The 16,684-nt window shown below is 62.9% G+C and carries 14 protein-coding genes; 5 read left to right on the top strand and 9 right to left on the bottom strand.

Features of this window, described 5'->3' with window-relative positions:
- Window positions 1–37 precede the first annotated feature (37 nt).
- From BLQ74_RS18945 to BLQ74_RS18910, 8 genes are all read right to left on the bottom strand, one after another.
- Entirely contained in the window at window positions 38–910 is an 873-nt protein-coding gene (locus BLQ74_RS18945; RefSeq protein ID WP_090265046.1) for an ABC transporter permease subunit, read from the bottom strand.
- Window positions 907–1,788 (bottom strand): ABC transporter permease subunit, encoded by an 882-nt coding sequence (locus tag BLQ74_RS18940; RefSeq protein WP_090265504.1) that lies wholly within the window; start codon window positions 1,786–1,788, stop codon window positions 907–909. The genes BLQ74_RS18945 and BLQ74_RS18940 overlap by 4 nt, the downstream gene beginning before the upstream one ends.
- Window positions 1,789–1,814: 26 nt before the next feature.
- Window positions 1,815–2,969 (bottom strand): ABC transporter ATP-binding protein, encoded by a 1,155-nt coding sequence (locus BLQ74_RS18935; protein ID WP_090265044.1) that lies wholly within the window; start codon window positions 2,967–2,969, stop codon window positions 1,815–1,817.
- A 59-nt stretch (window positions 2,970–3,028) separates the two neighbouring features.
- Window positions 3,029–4,126, bottom strand: a complete 1,098-nt coding sequence (locus BLQ74_RS18930; RefSeq protein ID WP_090265042.1) for a polyamine ABC transporter substrate-binding protein — start codon at window positions 4,124–4,126, stop codon at window positions 3,029–3,031.
- Between the two features lie 244 nt (window positions 4,127–4,370).
- Window positions 4,371–5,471, bottom strand: coding sequence for a polyamine ABC transporter substrate-binding protein (locus tag BLQ74_RS18925; protein ID WP_090265040.1), 1,101 nt, complete (start codon window positions 5,469–5,471; stop codon window positions 4,371–4,373).
- 117 nt (window positions 5,472–5,588) lie between these two features.
- Complete coding sequence (locus tag BLQ74_RS18920) at window positions 5,589–6,956, bottom strand: aspartate aminotransferase family protein (protein WP_090265501.1); 1,368 nt, start codon at window positions 6,954–6,956, stop codon at window positions 5,589–5,591.
- Between the two features lie 63 nt (window positions 6,957–7,019).
- On the bottom strand, window positions 7,020–8,378 hold the full coding sequence (locus BLQ74_RS18915) for a glutamine synthetase family protein (protein WP_090265036.1): 1,359 nt from the start codon (window positions 8,376–8,378) through the stop codon (window positions 7,020–7,022).
- Between the two features lie 41 nt (window positions 8,379–8,419).
- Window positions 8,420–9,172, bottom strand: coding sequence for a gamma-glutamyl-gamma-aminobutyrate hydrolase family protein (locus tag BLQ74_RS18910; RefSeq protein ID WP_090265035.1), 753 nt, complete (start codon window positions 9,170–9,172; stop codon window positions 8,420–8,422).
- A gap of 279 nt (window positions 9,173–9,451) precedes the next feature.
- On the opposite strand from BLQ74_RS18910, the gene BLQ74_RS18905 reads away from it, so the two are divergent.
- From BLQ74_RS18905 to aguA, 5 genes are all read left to right on the top strand, one after another.
- Window positions 9,452–10,828, top strand: coding sequence for a glutamine synthetase family protein (locus BLQ74_RS18905; protein WP_090265033.1), 1,377 nt, complete (start codon window positions 9,452–9,454; stop codon window positions 10,826–10,828).
- A gap of 227 nt (window positions 10,829–11,055) precedes the next feature.
- On the top strand, window positions 11,056–12,114 hold the full coding sequence (locus BLQ74_RS18900; protein ID WP_090265030.1) for a polyamine ABC transporter substrate-binding protein: 1,059 nt from the start codon (window positions 11,056–11,058) through the stop codon (window positions 12,112–12,114).
- Window positions 12,115–12,169: 55 nt separating this feature from the next.
- Window positions 12,170–12,811: a TetR/AcrR family transcriptional regulator gene (locus BLQ74_RS18895; RefSeq protein ID WP_090265028.1), complete on the top strand. Its 642-nt coding sequence runs from the start codon at window positions 12,170–12,172 to the stop codon at window positions 12,809–12,811.
- A gap of 206 nt (window positions 12,812–13,017) precedes the next feature.
- Window positions 13,018–13,899: an N-carbamoylputrescine amidase gene (gene aguB / locus BLQ74_RS18890; protein ID WP_090265026.1), complete on the top strand. Its 882-nt coding sequence runs from the start codon at window positions 13,018–13,020 to the stop codon at window positions 13,897–13,899.
- Between the two features lie 61 nt (window positions 13,900–13,960).
- A complete protein-coding gene (aguA, locus tag BLQ74_RS18885) occupies window positions 13,961–15,070 on the top strand; it encodes an agmatine deiminase (RefSeq protein WP_090265024.1) in 1,110 nt (369 codons plus the stop codon).
- A gap of 121 nt (window positions 15,071–15,191) precedes the next feature.
- Here aguA and BLQ74_RS18880 read toward each other — a convergent pair whose 3' ends face one another.
- Complete coding sequence (locus tag BLQ74_RS18880; protein ID WP_090265022.1) at window positions 15,192–16,577, bottom strand: OprD family porin; 1,386 nt, start codon at window positions 16,575–16,577, stop codon at window positions 15,192–15,194.
- Window positions 16,578–16,684 lie beyond the last annotated feature (107 nt).

The raw sequence follows: 16,684 nt of genomic DNA, 5'->3' as shown, positions 1-16,684 counted from the left end.
CGACAGACGCCGGATACGGCCGGCCGACAAGACGGCCTCAGGCGGTGGCTGGCGAACCCTTTTGCCAGTCGGTGGCATTGGCCTCCATGGCCTCCTGCACCGCGCGCTTGCGCCGCTCTTCGGCCTGACGGGTGAAGTACCAGGCGAAGAAGGTGAACAGCGAGACGGTCAGCAGAATCAGGCTGGCCACCGCGTTGATTTCCGGCTTCACGCCCAGACGCACGGCGGAGAAGACCTCCATCGGCAGGGTGGTGGAACCGGGGCCGGAGACGAAGCTGGCCAGCACCAGGTCGTCGAGCGACAAGGCGAAGGACATCATGCCACCGGCCGCCAGGGACGGCGCGATCATCGGGATGGTGATCAGCAGGAACACTTTCCACGGCTTGGCGCCCAGGTCCATGGCTGCCTCTTCGATGGACAGGTCCAATTCACGCAGGCGAGCCGACACCACCACCGCCACGTAGGACGAGCAGAAGCTGGTGTGGGCGATCCAGATGGTGACGATACCGCGCTCCTGCGGCCAGCCGATCAGTTGCGCCATGGCCACGAACAGCAGCAGCAGCGACAGACCGGTGATCACCTCGGGCATGACCAGCGGCGCGGTGACCATGCCGCCGAACAGCGTGCGGCCACGGAAACGCGGGATGCGGGTCAGCACGAAGGCCGCCAGGGTGCCCAGCGCCACCGAGGAAAACGCGGTGTAGACGGCGATTTCCAGGGAGCGGAACACCGCGCTGATCAGCTGGGTGTTGTCCAGCAGACCGACATACCACTTCACCGACCAGCCACCCCATACGGTCACCAGTTTGGAGCCGTTGAAGGAGAAGATGACCAGGATGACCATCGGCACGTAGATGAACAGCAGGCCCGCGATCAGCATGATGTTGGAGAACGACCAGCGCTTGCTCATACCTTGCCCTCCAGCTCTTTGGCCTGGTTCTTGTTGAAGAGAATGATGGGCACGATAAGGATCGCCAGCATGACCACCGCCAGGGCGGATGCCACCGGCCAGTCACGGTTGTTGAAGAACTCCTGCCACAGCACCTTGCCGATCATCAGCGTCTCGGGACCGCCGAGCAGTTCCGGGATGACGAACTCGCCCACCGCCGGAATGAACACCAGCATGCAGCCGGCGATGATGCCGTTCTTCGACAGCGGCACGGTGATTTTCCAGAAGCTGGTGAAGTTGCGCGCGCCCAGGTCGGATGCGGCCTCCAGCAGGCTCATGTCGTGCTTCACCAGGTTCGCGTACAGCGGCATGACCATGAACGGCAGGTACGAGTAGACGATACCGATGTACACCGCCAGGTTGGTGTTGAGGATGGTCAGCGGTTCGTTGATCACCCCCAGCCACATCAGGAAGCCGTTGAGCAGCCCGTTGTTGGAGAGGATGCCCATCCAGGCGTACACGCGGATCAGGATCGCCGTCCAGGTCGGCATCATGATCAGCAGCAGCAGCACGGTCTGCATTTCCTTGCTGGCACGGGCGATGGCATAGGCCATCGGGTAGCCGACCAGCAAGCAGATCAGGGTACTGATGAAGGCCATCTTCAGCGAGCCCAGGTAGGCGTCGATGTAGAGCGGGTCGTCGGTCAGCATCAGGTAGTTGCCGATTTTCAGCACCACCTGGATGGTGTGGTCAGCGTACTGGAAGACTTCGGTGTACGGCGGAATGGCCACATCCGCTTCCGCCAGACTGATCTTCAGCACGATGGCGAAGGGCAGCAGGAAGAACAGGAACAGCCAGAGGAACGGCACACCGATCACGGCGTGCCGGCCGCGGGGCAGGCGCTTCAGGATCGATTTGGCGACATTCATGATTGCAGTACCACACCGCTATCGTCGTACCAGCTGATGTAGACCGGCTGATCCCAGGTCGGGCGCGCCACGTGACGCTCGGCGTTGGCCATGAAGGCCTGCACGATCATCCCGGAGGCGAGCTTGATGTAGTACACCGAATGGCCGCCGAGGTAGGCGATGTCGTAGACGGTGCCCTGGGCCCAGTTGAAGCCGGCGTGTTCCAGGTTTTCCGGCTTCTGCGCGCTGACCATGACCTTCTCCGGACGCAGCGCATAGGTGATGCGCTTGTCCTCGGCACGGGTGCTGATGCCGTGACCGATGTAGATCGGGTTCTCCAGTTGCGGGCAGGCGATCACCGCGTGGTCCTGCAGGTCCTCGACCAGTTGCCCGTCGAACATGTTGACGTTGCCGATGAACTCGCAGATCAGACGGCTGGCCGGGGTCTCGTAGATGTCCATCGGGCTGCCGATCTGCTCGATGCAACCCAGGTGCATGATGGCGATGCGCTGGGCCATGGTCATGGCCTCTTCCTGGTCGTGGGTCACCATCACGCAGGTCACGCCGACGCGCTCGATGATCTCCACCAGCTCCAGTTGCATCTGCGAGCGCAGCTTCTTGTCCAGCGCGCCCATGGGCTCGTCGAGCAGCAGTAGCTTCGGACGCTTGGCCAGGGAGCGCGCCAGTGCCACCCGCTGGCGCTGGCCACCGGAGAGCTGGTGCGGCTTGCGCTTGGCATACTGGGTCATCTGCACCAGCTTGAGCATTTCCTCGACGATCTTGTCGATCTCGGCCTTGGGTAGGCCGTCCTGCTTCAGGCCGAAGGCAATGTTCTGCGCCACGGTCATGTGCGGGAAGAGCGCGTAGGACTGGAACATCATGTTGATCGGCCGCTCGTAAGGCGGCAGGTCGGTGATGTCCTGACCATCGAGGAAGATACGACCTTCGGTCGGCCGCTCGAAGCCGGCGAGCATGCGCAACAGGGTGGACTTACCGGAACCGGAGCCGCCGAGCAGGGCGAAGATTTCGCCTTTCTTGATGGTCAGGGACACACTGTCCACTGCCAGAGTCTCGTCGAACTGCTTGGTGACCCGGTCGATTTTTACCAACACCTCTTTCGGCTGCTGGTCGCCCGCGAGGGCTTTCTTGTAGGCACCGGAGGCTATAGCCATTACCACAACTCCCAACTATTGATGCCCGACCCCCGCGGCCGGGCATGCTTGGATTGCTATTACTTACCGGACTTGATTTTCGTCCAGGAACGGGTTTCCAGGCGCTGCACTTTCGGCGGCAGCGGAATGGATACGTAAAGGTGGTCTAGCACGTCCTGCGCCGGATAGACCGACGGATTGTTACGCAACTCCTGATCCATGACAGAGTCGGCCTTGCTGTTGGGGTTTGCATACCCCACGTACTCGCTGACCTTGGCGATGACCTCAGGCTGCAGCAGGTAATTGATGAAAGCGTGCGCTTCCTTGACATTAGGCGCATCGGACGGAATGGCCAGCATGTCGAACCACAGGTTGGCGCCTTCCTTCGGGATCGAGTAGGCGATGTGCACGCCCTTGCCGGCTTCCTTGGCGCGGTTGGCCGCCTGGAAGATGTCGCCGGAGAAACCGGCGGCCACGCAGATGTTGCCGTTGGCCAGGTCGGAAATGTACTTCGACGAGTGGAAATAGGTGACGTAGGGGCGGACGGCCATCAGCTTGGCCTCGGCCTTCTCGTAATCCTTCGGATTGGTGCTGTTGGGGTCCAGCCCCATGTAGTTGAGCACTGCCGGGAACATTTCGTCCGGCGAGTCGAGGAAGGCGACGCCGCACTGGGTCAGCTTCTTGATGTTCTCGGGCTCGAAGAGCATGGACCAGGAGTCGATCTTGTCGACGCCCAGGACGGCCTTGATCTTCTCTACGTTGTAGCCGATGCCGTTGGTGCCCCACAGATAGGGAACGGCGTACTGGTTGCCCGGATCGGCTTTGTCCAGACGCTTCATCAGCGCCGGATCGAGGTTCTGCCAGTTCGGCAGTTGGCTGCGGTCGAGCTTCTGGAACACGCCAGCCTTGATCTGCTTGGAAAGGAAGTTGTTCGACGGCACGACCACGTCGTAGCCGGTATGACCGGCCAGCAGCTTGCCTTCCAGGGTTTCGTTGGAGTCGAAGACGTCGTAGACCGGCTTGATCGCGGTGGCCTTCTGGAAGTCCGCGAGGGTGGTCTCACCGATGTAGTCGGTCCAATTGTAGACATGCACGGTTGGCTCGGCCTGCGCGACGGCGGCGCTCAGGCTCAGCAGGGAAGCTGCAGCGATCAGGGTTTTGCGGAAGGGAATGCGCACACGTTAGTCCTCTCGTTGTTTTGAATGCTTCTATGTCTGCGTAGCGTTTACCGCGTATCTGTTTGGCCTTCCGTGGAGCGCGCCGGAACGTCTACAGCCCGGTCAATTACGAGAGCGTCGCGACCAACGGCCATCCCACTGAGATGATCCGAAATTCAGGGCCTCGCGGATGGGGAAGCCATGGCTCCCCCATCGCGTACCCGGTACATCCAGGCCGGCAAGGATCGCCGGCCGGGCTATCCCATTACTTGCCGGACTTGATGGTGGTCCAGCTGCGAGTCAGCAGACGCTGGGTCTTCGCCGGCAGATCCGGGAAGGCGTACAGCTTCTTCATGACTTCGTCGCTCGGGTAGATACCCGGGTCGTTGCGGATTTCTTCTTTCACCAGCGGGGTGGCGGCGGCGTTGCCGTTCGGGTAGGAAACGGTGTCGCTGACCTCGGCGATGATTTCAGGCTTGAGCAGGAAGTTGATCCACTGCAGCGCGCCTTCGGGGTTCTCGGCATCCTTCGGGATGGCCACGGTGTCGAAGAATGCGCCGGCGCCTTCCTTCGGAATCTTGTAGGCCACTTTCACGTTGTTCTTGGCTTCCGCGGCGCGGGACTTGGCCTGGAAGATGTCGCCGGAGTAACCGATAGCCACGCAGATGTTGCCGTTGGCCAGGTCGGAGATGTACTTCGAGGAATGGAAGTAGGCCACGTACGGGCGGATCTTCAGGAACAGGTCTTCAGCCGCCTTGATTTCCTTGGGATCGCTGCTGTCCGGCTTGTAGCCCAGGTAGTGCAGGGCCGCCGGGATCATTTCGGTCGGCGAATCGAGGAAGCTCACGCCGCACTGCTTCAGCTTTTCCATGTTCTCCGGCTTGAACACCAGGTCCCAGGAATCGACCGGGGCGTTGTCGCCGAGCGCGGCCTTGACCTTGTCCGGGTTGTAGCCGATGCCGATGGTGCCCCACATGTAGGGGATGGCGTACTTGTTACCCGGGTCGCTGACTTCCAGCGTCTTCATGATGTCCGGGTTGAGGTTCTTCCAGTTCGGCAGCTTGGACTTGTCCAGCGGCTGGTAGACGCCGGCCTTGATCTGCTTGGCGAGGAAGGAGTTGGACGGCACTACCACGTCGTAGCCCGACTTGCCGGCCAGCAGCTTGGCCTCCAGCACTTCGTTGCTGTCATAGACGTCATAGACGACCTTGGTGCCGGTTTCCTTGGTGAACTTATCGACCGTATCCGGGGCGATGTAGTCCGACCAGTTGTAGACGTGCAATACCTTGTTATCGGCCTGTGCCATACCGGCCACAGCGCTCGCCAGAGTCACAGCGAGCAGGGTCTTGCCGAAGGTCTTAAACATGCGGGTAGCTCCAGTTATTTTTCGTGTATCCGGGTGGCGCCGAACAGTCTCTGCCGTCACCACCCGGTGAGCCTGGCCAACGCACAGGCGCAGTCTGTCAAAGGTCCGGTTAAAGACTCAAGACAGCACAACAGCGGCGGTTTGATCGAGGCACTTGCGCGCCAGAGTGATCAGATCGTCGATCTGCGACTTACTGATCACCAGCGGCGGCGAAATAATCATTGTGTCGCCAACCGCACGCATGATCAGACCATTGCGGAAGCAGTGCTCACGGCACAGCATCCCCACGCCCTGGCCTTCGAAGCGCTGGCGGGTCTTCTTGTTCTTGACCAGCTCCAGTGCGGCCACCAGGCCGACACCGCGCGCTTCACCCACCAGCGGATGATCCGCCAGTTCCTGCCAGCGTTTCTGCAAATACGGTGCCGTTTCCGCTTTGACCGTCTCGACGATCTTCTCTTCACGCAGGATACGGATGTTCTCCAGCGCCACCGCGGCGGCGACCGGGTGCCCAGAGTAAGTGAAGCCGTGGTAGAACTCGCCCCCCTCATTCAGGGTATGGACGATCTCGTCGCGGACGATCACGCCACCCATGGGGATGTAGCCGGAGGTCAGGCCCTTGGCGATCGGCATCAGGTCCGGGGCGTTGCCGTAGTACTGGCTGCCGAACCATTCGCCGGTGCGGCCGAAGCCGCAGATGACTTCGTCGGCGATGAACAGGATGTCGTACTTGGCGAGGATCTCGCGGATCTTCGGCCAGTAGCTTTGCGGCGGAACGATCACGCCGCCGGCACCCTGGATCGGCTCGGCGATGAAGGCCGCGACCTTGTCTTCGCCGACTTCGAGAATTTTCTTCTCCAGTTGCTCGGCAGCCCAGACGCCGAACTCTTCCGGGTCCATGTCGCCGCCCTCGCCGAACCAGTACGGCTGAGCGATGTGCTCGATGCCCGGAATCGGCAGGTCGCCCTGGCTGTGCAGGGCCTTCATGCCGCCCAGGCTGACGCCGGCGACGGTGGAACCGTGGTAGCCGTTCCAGCGGCCGATGACCACCTTCTTCTGCGGCTGGCCCTTGATCGCCCAGTAGTGGCGGACCATGCGCAGCACGGTGTCGTTGGACTCCGAACCCGAACCGGTGAAGAACACATGGTTCATGCCTTCCGGCGCGATGTCGGCGATGGCCTTGGCCAACTCCAGCACCGGCGGGTGGGCCGTCTGGAAGAACAGGTTGTAGTAGGGCAGCTCAAGCATCTGCTTGTAGGCAGCGTCAGCGAGTTCCTTGCGGCCGTAGCCGACGTTGACGCACCAGAGACCGGCCATGCCATCGAGGATCTTGTTGCCCTCGCTGTCCCACAGGTACACGCCTTCGGCTTTGGTGATGATCCGCGCGCCCTTCTCGTTCAGTTGTTTGTAGTCGGTGAACGGAGCCAGGTGGTGTTCGCGGCTGAGCGCCTGCCAGTGTTGGGTCTGGGCGCTGGTCTCTTTAGTCATTTTGGTCAAAACCTCTCTCTATGTAACACAGGGCCCGGCCGGGACAGCCGGGCCCCACGCCGATCAGACGGAAAGCAGGAGGAACTCGCGCTCCCAGGAACTGATCACCCGCTTGAAGTTCTCGTGCTCGGCGCGCTTCACCGCGATATAGCCGCGGATGAACCTGCTACCGAGGTACTGTTCAAGGGTCTTGCTGCCTTCCATGGTTTCCAGCGCCGCCTCGATGGTCAGCGGCAAGCGCAGATTGCGTCGCTCATAGCCGCGTCCTTTGACCTGGGCACTGGGCTTGATGCCTTCGATCATGCCGATGTAGCCACACAGCAGGCTGGCCGCCAGGGCCAGGTATGGGTTGGCATCGGCACCGGCCAGACGGTTCTCCACGCGACGGTTCTCCGGGTTGGAGTCCGGCACGCGCAGGCCGACGGTACGATTCTCTTCGCCCCACTCGACGTTCACCGGTGCCGAGGTATCCGGCAGGAAGCGGCGGAACGAGTTGACGTTGGGCGCGAACAGCGGCAACGCCTCGGGGATGAAACGTTGCAAGCCACCGATATGGTGCAGGAACAGCTCGCTCATGCTGCCGTCGGCATTGGAGAAGATGTTCTTGCCGGTCTTGATATCGATGATGCTCTGGTGCAGGTGCATGGCGCTGCCCGGCTCGCCGGTCATCGGCTTGGCCATGAAGGTCGCCGCGACGTTGTGCTTGAGCGCGGCCTCGCGCATGGTGCGCTTGAACACCAGGATCTGGTCGGCCAGATCGAGGGCATCGCCATGACGGAAGTTGATTTCCATCTGCGCGGTGCCTTCCTCGTGGATCAGCGTGTCCAGGTCCAGGCCTTGCGCTTCGCACCAGTCGTACATGTCCTCGAACAGCGGGTCGAATTCGTTCGCCGCGTCGATGGAGAAGGACTGGCGGCCGGTTTCCTGGCGGCCGGAGCGGCCGACCGGCGCCTGCAACGGGTAGTCTGGGTCGTCGCTGCGCTTGGTCAGGTAGAACTCCATCTCCGGGGCCACGATCGGCTTCCAGCCCTTGTCGGAATAGAGTTTGAGCACGCGCTTGAGAATATTGCGCGGCGACAGCTCGATGGGATTGCCGAGCTTGTCGTAGGTATCGTGGATCACCATCGCGGTAGGTTCGATGGCCCAGGGGACGAGGAACACGGCATTCTCGTCCGGGCGGCAGACCATATCGATGTCCGCCGGGTCCAGCAGGTCGTAATAGATGTCGTCCTCGACGTAATCACCGGTCACGGTCTGCAGGAGAACACTCTCCGGCAGGCGCATGCCCTTCTCGTTGAGGAACTTGTTGGTCGGCGCGATCTTGCCCCGGGCAATCCCGGTCAGATCGGCGATCAGACATTCCACTTCGGTGATCTTGCGTTCCTTCAGCCAGCTGGTCAGCTGGTCTAACTTGGTAGTCATAAAGACCTCAGGGTGTGAGAGCCCGGCCCCAACCGCCGGACTCAACGTTGCCCCGCCCTCTTGCTGCAGGCTTTGCCGAATGCCTGGAAGATAGCGAGATAGTTGGGGTTCGATCGGACCTGCCACTCCGGGTGCCACTGCACACCGAGTGCGAAGGTCTTGGCACCTTCGACGGAGAAGGCTTCGACCAACCCGTCAGGCGCCAGCGCTTCTACTCGAAGGCCCGGCGCCAGACGTTCAACGCCCTGGCCATGAATGGAATTGACCTTTATCTCTTCCGGCAAGCCGATGCCGGCGAGCACTCCGCCCGGCTGCACATGCACGGCATGGCGCTGGGCGTACTGCACCTCGAGCGGCTGGTCTGCCGGCTCGCGGTGGTCCATGAATCCTGGTGTCTCGTGCACCTTCTGGTGCAGGCTGCCGCCCATAGCCACATTGATCTCCTGAAAGCCGCGGCAGATACCGAGTACCGGTACGCCAGCGGCGATCGCAGCGCGAATGAGGGGCAGTGTGGTAGCGTCGCGGGCGATATCGTGCAATGTGCCAGCATCGCTCGCAGAACCACTATAATGATGAGGCTCGATGTTCGACGGAGAGCCAGTGAAGAGCAGGCCGTCGAGACTGGCCAGCAGGGTGCCTTGGTCGATCTGTTCGCCCAGGGCAGGAATGATCAGCGGAAGACCATTAGCGCCGTGAACGACAGCCTTGAGATATTTGTCGCCGGCGGTGTGGTATGGCTGAGGACCGATCTGCCTGATACACGCAGATACACCGATTAACGGCAGGCGAGACATTGGGGCACCCGTGCTTGTTATGTGTTATGGGTTGCGACCGAGCTTAGCGCTGTTCATTTTTTTACACAATAGCTCTGTAAAAAATTGCACACGCCTTACTGAACATCGCGCCAGCCATGGCTTTCAGCGAGTCGAAAGCGACCTGAAACGCCCCAAAAACGGCCCCATTGCACCAACAGGGAGCAATTTTTGGCGCTATTGACAACAACAGGCCTTTCGGATTGACTCACACCTCAGCCCCTGCATGATTGAAATTTTTAACAATAAAGGTGTTGCATCATGTCGGTACCCCCGAGTGCCGTTCCGCTCACAGAAGCGACCGAGTTCCTGAAGGAACACCCCGAGGTCCAATTCGTCGACCTCCTTATTGCAGACATGAATGGAGTGGTTCGCGGTAAACGCATCGAACGCACCAGTCTGCCCAAAGTATTCGAAAAAGGTATCAATCTCCCCGCATCGCTGTTCGCCCTCGATATCACCGGCTCCACCGTGGAAAGCACCGGCCTGGGCCTGGACATCGGCGATGCCGACCGCGTCTGCTTCCCCATCCCCGACACCATCGCCATGGAACCCTGGCAGAAGCGCCCGACCGCGCAACTGCTGATGACCATGCATGAAATGGAAGGCGAGCCGTTCTTCGCCGACCCACGTGAAGTGCTGCGCCAAGTCGTGCAGAAGTTCACCGACATCGGCCTGAGCATCGTCGCGGCCTTCGAACTGGAGTTCTACCTGATCGACCAGGAGAACGTGAACGGCCGTCCGCAGCCGCCACGCTCGCCGATCTCCGGCAAACGCCCGCAATCGGTTCAGGTTTACTCCATCGACGACCTCGACGAGTACGCAGACTGCCTGCAGGACATCATCGACGGAGCCCGCGCCCAAGGTATCCCGGCCGACGCCATCGTCAAGGAAAGCGCCCCGGCGCAGTTCGAAGTCAACCTGCATCACGTCAACGACGCGCTGAAGGCCTGTGACTATGCGGTACTGCTCAAGCGCCTGATCAAGAACGTGGCCTACGACCATGAGATGGACTCGACCTTCATGGCCAAACCCTACCCGGGTCAGGCCGGCAACGGTCTGCACGTTCATGTGTCGCTGCTGGACAAGGATGGCAAGAACATCTTCACCAGCGAGGATCCCGAGCAGAACGCCGCGTTGCGCCATGCAATCGGCGGTGTGCTCGAGACCCTGCCGGCCTCCATGGCCTTCCTTTGCCCGAACGTGAACTCCTACCGCCGCTTCGGTTCGGCCTTCTTCGTACCGAACGCGCCGAGCTGGGGCCTGGACAACCGCACCGTGGCCCTGCGCGTGCCGACCGGCGCGCCGGAAGCGGTACGCCTGGAACACCGGGTCGCCGGTGCCGACGCCAACCCGTACCTGCTGCTGGCAGCGGTACTCGCGGGCATCCACCACGGCCTGACCAACCAGGTCGAACCGGGCGCGCCCATCGAAGGCAACGCTTACGAGCAACTCGAGCAGAGCCTGCCGAACAACTTGCGCGATGCGCTGCGCGAGCTGGACGACAGCGATGTGATGAACAAGTACATCAGCCCCGAGTACATCGACATCTTCGTCGCGTGCAAGGAACACGAGCTGCAGGAGTTCGAGTACTCGATCTCCGACCTCGAGTACAACTGGTACCTGCACACCGTATAAGCCAGTCGCGAGACGCCGGCCCCGTGCCGGCGTCTCTTTGTACGGCTGGCAAGCGACGGGGCGGACCGACAGGCACACAACGCGGGGGCGTCGGTGCCGGCGGCTCCGACCCCGGCGCTATCACGCGGCTCGACCGCGTCTCTGCACGACTGCCTTCTTCGCTGGAGAACGGGCTCGCCCGGCCACCAGCCGCCCATGCTGCGCTTGGACATACAGGGAGAATGTCAATGCCACGCCTGCTTGCCCCGCTGTTGCTGTTACTGTGCCCGCTGTTCGTCCAGGCCGAAGAAGTCATCCGCGTCTACAACTGGAACGACTACATCGCTCCCGAAGTGCTCAAGGACTTCGAGAAAGACACCGGCATCCGCGTCGAGTACCACACCTACAGCACCGCGGAGGAGCTGAAGCAACTGCTGCACAGCGGCGAGCACATCGATGTCGCGGTGCCCTCGCACAACGACCTGCCGCAACTGATCAAGGACCAGCTGATCCAGCCGCTGGACCTCACGCGCCTGCCCAACCGCCAGCACCTCGACCCGCAACTGCTGAGCAAGCTGGCCGCGGTCGATCCGAACAACCAGCATGCCGTGCCCTATCTGTGGGGCGCGGTGGGCCTGGCAGTGAACCAGCCGCAGGTGGAAAAGGCCCTCGGCGGCCCGATACCGGATAGCTGGAGCCTGCTGTTCGATCCACAGAACAGCCAGCGCCTGAAGAGCTGCGGCATCAGCCTGCTCGATGCTCCCAGCGAAACCTTCTCGGTGCTGATGAACTACCAGGGCCGCAACTTTGCCCGCAGCGCGCCGACACAGATTCGCCGCGCCGGCGAGGTACTCGCGGCGCTGCGGCCGAACCTGCGCTACATCGACAGCGAGCGCTATATCCAGGATCTCAACGACGGCAAGCTGTGCGTCGCCATGGCCTGGGTCGGCGATGCCCTGCACGCGGCCAACGCCGGCCAGCCGGTGCACTTCATGGTGCCCCAGGAAGGCTCGGTGCTGTTCATCGACAGCCTGGTGATCCCCAGCAGCGCCGAGCACCGCGACCAGGCCCTGCGCTTCATCGATTACCTGATGCAGCCGAAGGTCGCCGCGCAGATCACCAGCGCCACCCTCTACCCCAATGGCAACGCCGATGCCGCCTCGTTCCTCGATCCGGCCCTGCGCAGCCAGGCAGGCCTGTACCCGGACCAGGAAACCAAGCGCCGCCTGTTCGCCCTGGAAACCGCGCCGGAGAAGACCGCGCCGGTGTTCAAGGAAGTCTGGGACAAGCTGCGCGCCAGCAACTGACTTGCTCCTCCGGCGTGAGCTGGCGTCCAATAGCCGCCCACGCCCGGAGATTCCCATGTCGACCACCGCCAACAGCTCCCGCAAGCCGCGCGCCAGCAGCCAGGCGCGCATCGCCGCGATCCTCGCTGCCGCCCGCGCCCTGCTCGCCGAGAACGGCGCCGCCGGCCTGTCGATCTACGCCGTGGCCGAACGCGCGGAGATGCCGCCATCCTCGGTCTACCACTTCTTCCCCAGCGTGCCGGCGCTGCTGCAGGCGCTCACCGCGGACGTCCACGCGGCCTTCCGCGCCTGCCTCGCCGCCCCGGTGGAACATGCCGCGCTGCGCTGCTGGCGTGACCTCTCGCGCATCGTCGAAGAGCGCATGCTCGCGGTCTATGCCGCCGACGCCGCCGCGCGGCAACTGATCCTGGCCAGCCACGGCCTGGCCGAAGTGACCCTGGCCGACCGGCAGCACGACGTGCAACTCGGCGACTCCATGCGCGCGCTGTTCGACCGGCACTTCCACCTGCCGGAGCTGCCCGAGGATATCGAGGTGTTCAGCCTGGCCATGGAGCTGGGCGACCGCGTCTATGCCCTTTCGGTGCAACGCCACGGCCACATCGAGCCGCGCCTGGCGGAAGAAGGCATGCGCGTCTTCGACGCCTACCTGGCGCTGTACCTGCCGCCCTTCCTGCCCAAACGGCAGAGCGCCCGCTGAAGACTCGCGATACTTTTACCGATACTTATCCGGTTTTTTATCCATAAATTTCTTTCAATAGAAAATTATCGCTTCAAAAGCCGATTTTTATCGGATATAAATCGCCTCAACGCTGCGCGGAGAGCGAATGCACGCCACCACGCAGCAACGTCACCGGCCTCTGCTAAGGTCAGAAGGCCCATCCGCGTCCGCTCATGAGGTGTTCCATGACCCGCAATGTCACCGTCGCCGCTACTCAGATGGCCTGTTCCTGGGATCGCCAGGCCAATATCGCCAATGCCGAGAAGCTGGTGCGCCAGGCTGCCGCCAAGGGCGCGCAGATCATCCTGATCCAGGAACTGTTCGAGACCCCCTACTTCTGCCAGAAGCCCAATGCCGACTACACCCAGCTGGCGACCCGCGTGGAAGAGAACGCCGCCATCGCGCACTTCCAGAAAGTCGCCGCCGAGCTGAAAGTGGTTCTGCCGATCAGCTTCTTCGAGCGCGCCGGCCGCGCCCGCTTCAACAGCATCGCTATCATCGACGCCGACGGCAGCAACCTGGGCATCTACCGCAAGAGCCACATTCCGGACGGCCCGGGCTACCACGAGAAGTACTACTTCAACCCGGGCGACAGCGGTTTCAAAGTGTGGGATACCGCCTACGCGCGCATCGGCGTCGGCATCTGCTGGGACCAGTGGTTCCCGGAGTGCGCCCGCAGCATGGCGCTGATGGGCGCGGAAATCCTCTTCTACCCGACCGCCATCGGCAGCGAGCCGCATGACGCCAACATCACCTCGCGCGACCACTGGCAGCGCGTGCAGCAGGGCCATGCCGGCGCCAACCTGATGCCGCTGATCGCCTCCAACCGCATCGGCAAGGAAGAGCAGGACGGCTACGACATCACCTTCTACGGCTCCTCGTTCATCGCCGACCAGTTCGGCAAGAAGGTCGAGGAACTCAACGAGACCGAGGAAGGCATCCTGGTGCACAGCTTCGATCTCGACGAACTGGAGAAGATCCGCACCGCCTGGGGCGTGTTCCGCGACCGTCGTCCGAATCTGTACTGGCCGATCGCAAGCCTCGATGGCGAGAACCTCTCCGAGTAAGTCCGCCTGGCGGGAGGCCTTGCCTCCCCGCCCTCCGCAGCCGCTTGAAACTGGTGACCCCATGATCCCCCTGACTAGCACGCCCCGCGCCGACGGCTTCCGCATGCCCGCGGAGTGGGAACCCCATACCCAGACCTGGATGGTCTGGCCGGAGCGCCCGGACAACTGGCGCCTCGGCGGCAAGCCGGCGCAGGCCGCCTTCAGCGCCGTGGCCGAAGCCATCGCGCGCTTCGAGCCGGTGACAGTCTGCGTTTCCGCCGGGCAGTTCGAGAATGCCCGCGCGCGCCTCGCCCACTGCGACAATATCCGCGTGGTCGAGATCAGCACCGACGACGCCTGGGTGCGTGACACCGGGCCAACCTTCGTCATCGACGACAGGGGCGCGGTGCGCGGCGTCGACTGGACCTTCAACGCCTGGGGCGGCTTCGAAGGCGGCCTGTATTTCCCCTGGCAGCGTGACGACCAGGTCGCCGCCAAGATCCTCGAGATCGAGCGCTGCCAGAGCTACCGTACCGAAGGCTTCGTGCTCGAAGGCGGCTCCATCCACGTCGATGGCGAAGGCACCCTGATCACCACCGAGGAATGCCTGCTCAACCGCAACCGCAACCCGCACCTGTCGCGCGAGGAGATCGAGCAGGTACTGCGCGAGCACCTGGCCATCGACACGGTGATCTGGCTGCCGGACGGCCTCTATAACGACGAAACCGACGGTCACGTCGACAACTTCTGCTGCTACGTGCGCCCGGGCGAGGTCCTGCTGGCCTGGACCGACGACCCGCAGGACCCGAACTACCCGCGCTGCCAGGCCGCCATGCGCGTGTTGGAGCAGGCGCGCGACGCCAAGGGTCGCCAGTTGGTGGTGCACAAGATGCCGATTCCCGGGCCGATCCATGCCACCGAAGAAGAATGCGCCGGCGTCGACCTGGTGGTCGGCACACAGGAGCGCGACCCGTCGATCCGCCTGGCCGGCTCCTACGTCAACTTCCTGATCGTCAACGGCGGCATCATCGCGCCGAGCTTCGACGACGCGAAGGACGCCGAGGCCAGGGCCATCCTCCAGCGCGTGTTCCCCGCGCACGAGGTGGTGATGGTACCGGGCCGCGAGATCCTCCTCGGCGGCGGCAACATTCACTGCATCACCCAGCAGCAGCCCGCGCCGCAGACGCGCTGAGTCGCTCGCCGCAAACGCAAAGGCCGTCGCCCGGTGAGGGACGACGGCCTTTTTTCATTGGTGGCCAAGACGGCTGCCGGAATGCGCCGCCCAGCGAGGGCAGGCGCATCGCTACCGGCGCTTACAGCAGCGGCAGGGTGTAGCTGACGATCAGACGGTTCTCGTCCTGATCGCGCTGGGTCGGCGTGCCCGAGCCGGAGGCCTGCAGGCCGCTGCGCAGCGCCGCGTTCTTCCAGGTGAAGCCGAGGCCCTTGAAGGTGCCGTCGGGGATCACGTAGGCGACGCTGAAGTCGCGCTCCCACTCGCCCTGGTCGCCAGTCTTGGTCTTGATGCTGTCGCCGTTCAGGTAGATGGCGTTGACGGTCAGGCCGGGGACGCCGAGCTGGGCGAAATCGTAGCCGTAACGGGCCTGCCAGGTACGCTCGCCGGCGTGCTGGAACTTGCCGATCTGCACGTCGGTGATCAGGTAGGCGGTGGAGCCTTCGCCGTCGCCGCGGTTGAGGAAGGGGAAGTCGCTGTCGCCGTTGAGCACCTGGTAGCCGGCGCCGAAGCTGTGGCCGGCGACGGTGTAGGTGAACAGGCCGCTGAAGGCGCGGTTGTCCACTTCACCCTTGGTCACGCCATTGCCGTAGTAACCGCTGCTCACATAACCATCGGCGCGGCCGGAGGCACTGCCGTTCTTGCCATCGGAGTTGCTGTCGAAGGCGCGCAGGTCGGTCTTCAGCACGCCCGGGCCGATCGCCCAGTTGTGCTGCAGGCCGAGGAAATGCTGCTGGTAGAAGTCGGTGAGCTGGCCGTAGTAGTACTGCAACGTCAGGTCTTTGTTGACCTTGTAGTCGCCACCGCCGTAGTAGAACTTGTTGCTGTCGCGGGAAGTCGCGGAGCTGCCATTGGCGCCGGAAATCGACAGGCTCTGCCAGTCGGTGGAGTTACGCCCGCGGGTATGTTCCAACTGGCCGGCGACCAGGGTGAAGTCCTTCAGGTCGGTGGAGGTGACCTGGCCACCCTCGAAGGTCACCGGCAGCAGGCGACCGTCGTTGTAGACCACCACCGGCAGCTTGGGCTGCAGGGTGCCGTAGCGGAACTCGGTGTTGGACACCTTGGCCTTGGCGGTCAGGCCGAGGCTGCTGAAATCATCGACGGCGCGGCCATCGCTGTCAGACGGGAAGACAGTGCCGGCGCGCTGGCTGGCGGACTCGTAGTGGGTGCCTTTGCCGCTGTCCAGGCGCACGCCGAGCAGGCCGAGGGCGTCGACGCCGAAGCCGACGGTGCCCTCGGTGAAGCCGGAGGCATAGTTGAGCAGGAAGCCCTGGCCCCACTCCTCCTGCTTGTTCGGCGCGGCGCTGCCGTTGCGGTTGTCGGCGTTGATGTAGAAGTTGCGCAGGGTGAGGCTGGCCTTGCTGTCCTCGATGAAGCCCGCGGCGTTCGCCGCCTGGATCTGGACACCCAGCGCGGCACTGGCCACGGCGAGCGCCAGGGCGGATTGCGTGATGGTACGACTCTTCATATTGGGTTCCCCATTAATTGATCTTGTGTGAAGTCAGCCATTCGCAGCGGCAATTTCGCCGTGCGAAGCCGGCCGAACGGCCAGGCGCCAGGCAAGGCCCGGAGCTA

The organism is Pseudomonas panipatensis (assembly GCF_900099785.1).
GTDB lineage: Bacteria > Pseudomonadota > Gammaproteobacteria > Pseudomonadales > Pseudomonadaceae > Pseudomonas > Pseudomonas panipatensis.
This window is presented reverse-complemented; position numbering and strand designations above follow the sequence as displayed.

Coding starts and splice junctions, on each gene's coding strand:
- BLQ74_RS18945 (WP_090265046.1), bottom strand. CDS start 910: ATGAGCAAGCGCTGGTCGTTCTCCAACATCATGCTGATCGCGGGCCTG.
- BLQ74_RS18935 (WP_090265044.1), bottom strand. CDS start 2,969: ATGGCTATAGCCTCCGGTGCCTACAAGAAAGCCCTCGCGGGCGACCAG.
- BLQ74_RS18925 (WP_090265040.1), bottom strand. CDS start 5,471: ATGTTTAAGACCTTCGGCAAGACCCTGCTCGCTGTGACTCTGGCGAGC.
- BLQ74_RS18920 (WP_090265501.1), bottom strand. CDS start 6,956: ATGACTAAAGAGACCAGCGCCCAGACCCAACACTGGCAGGCGCTCAGC.
- BLQ74_RS18915 (WP_090265036.1), bottom strand. CDS start 8,378: ATGACTACCAAGTTAGACCAGCTGACCAGCTGGCTGAAGGAACGCAAG.
- BLQ74_RS18910 (WP_090265035.1), bottom strand. CDS start 9,172: ATGTCTCGCCTGCCGTTAATCGGTGTATCTGCGTGTATCAGGCAGATC.
- BLQ74_RS18905 (WP_090265033.1), top strand. CDS start 9,452: ATGTCGGTACCCCCGAGTGCCGTTCCGCTCACAGAAGCGACCGAGTTC.
- BLQ74_RS18900 (WP_090265030.1), top strand. CDS start 11,056: ATGCCACGCCTGCTTGCCCCGCTGTTGCTGTTACTGTGCCCGCTGTTC.
- BLQ74_RS18895 (WP_090265028.1), top strand. CDS start 12,170: ATGTCGACCACCGCCAACAGCTCCCGCAAGCCGCGCGCCAGCAGCCAG.
- aguB (WP_090265026.1), top strand. CDS start 13,018: ATGACCCGCAATGTCACCGTCGCCGCTACTCAGATGGCCTGTTCCTGG.
- aguA (WP_090265024.1), top strand. CDS start 13,961: ATGATCCCCCTGACTAGCACGCCCCGCGCCGACGGCTTCCGCATGCCC.
- BLQ74_RS18880 (WP_090265022.1), bottom strand. CDS start 16,577: ATGAAGAGTCGTACCATCACGCAATCCGCCCTGGCGCTCGCCGTGGCC.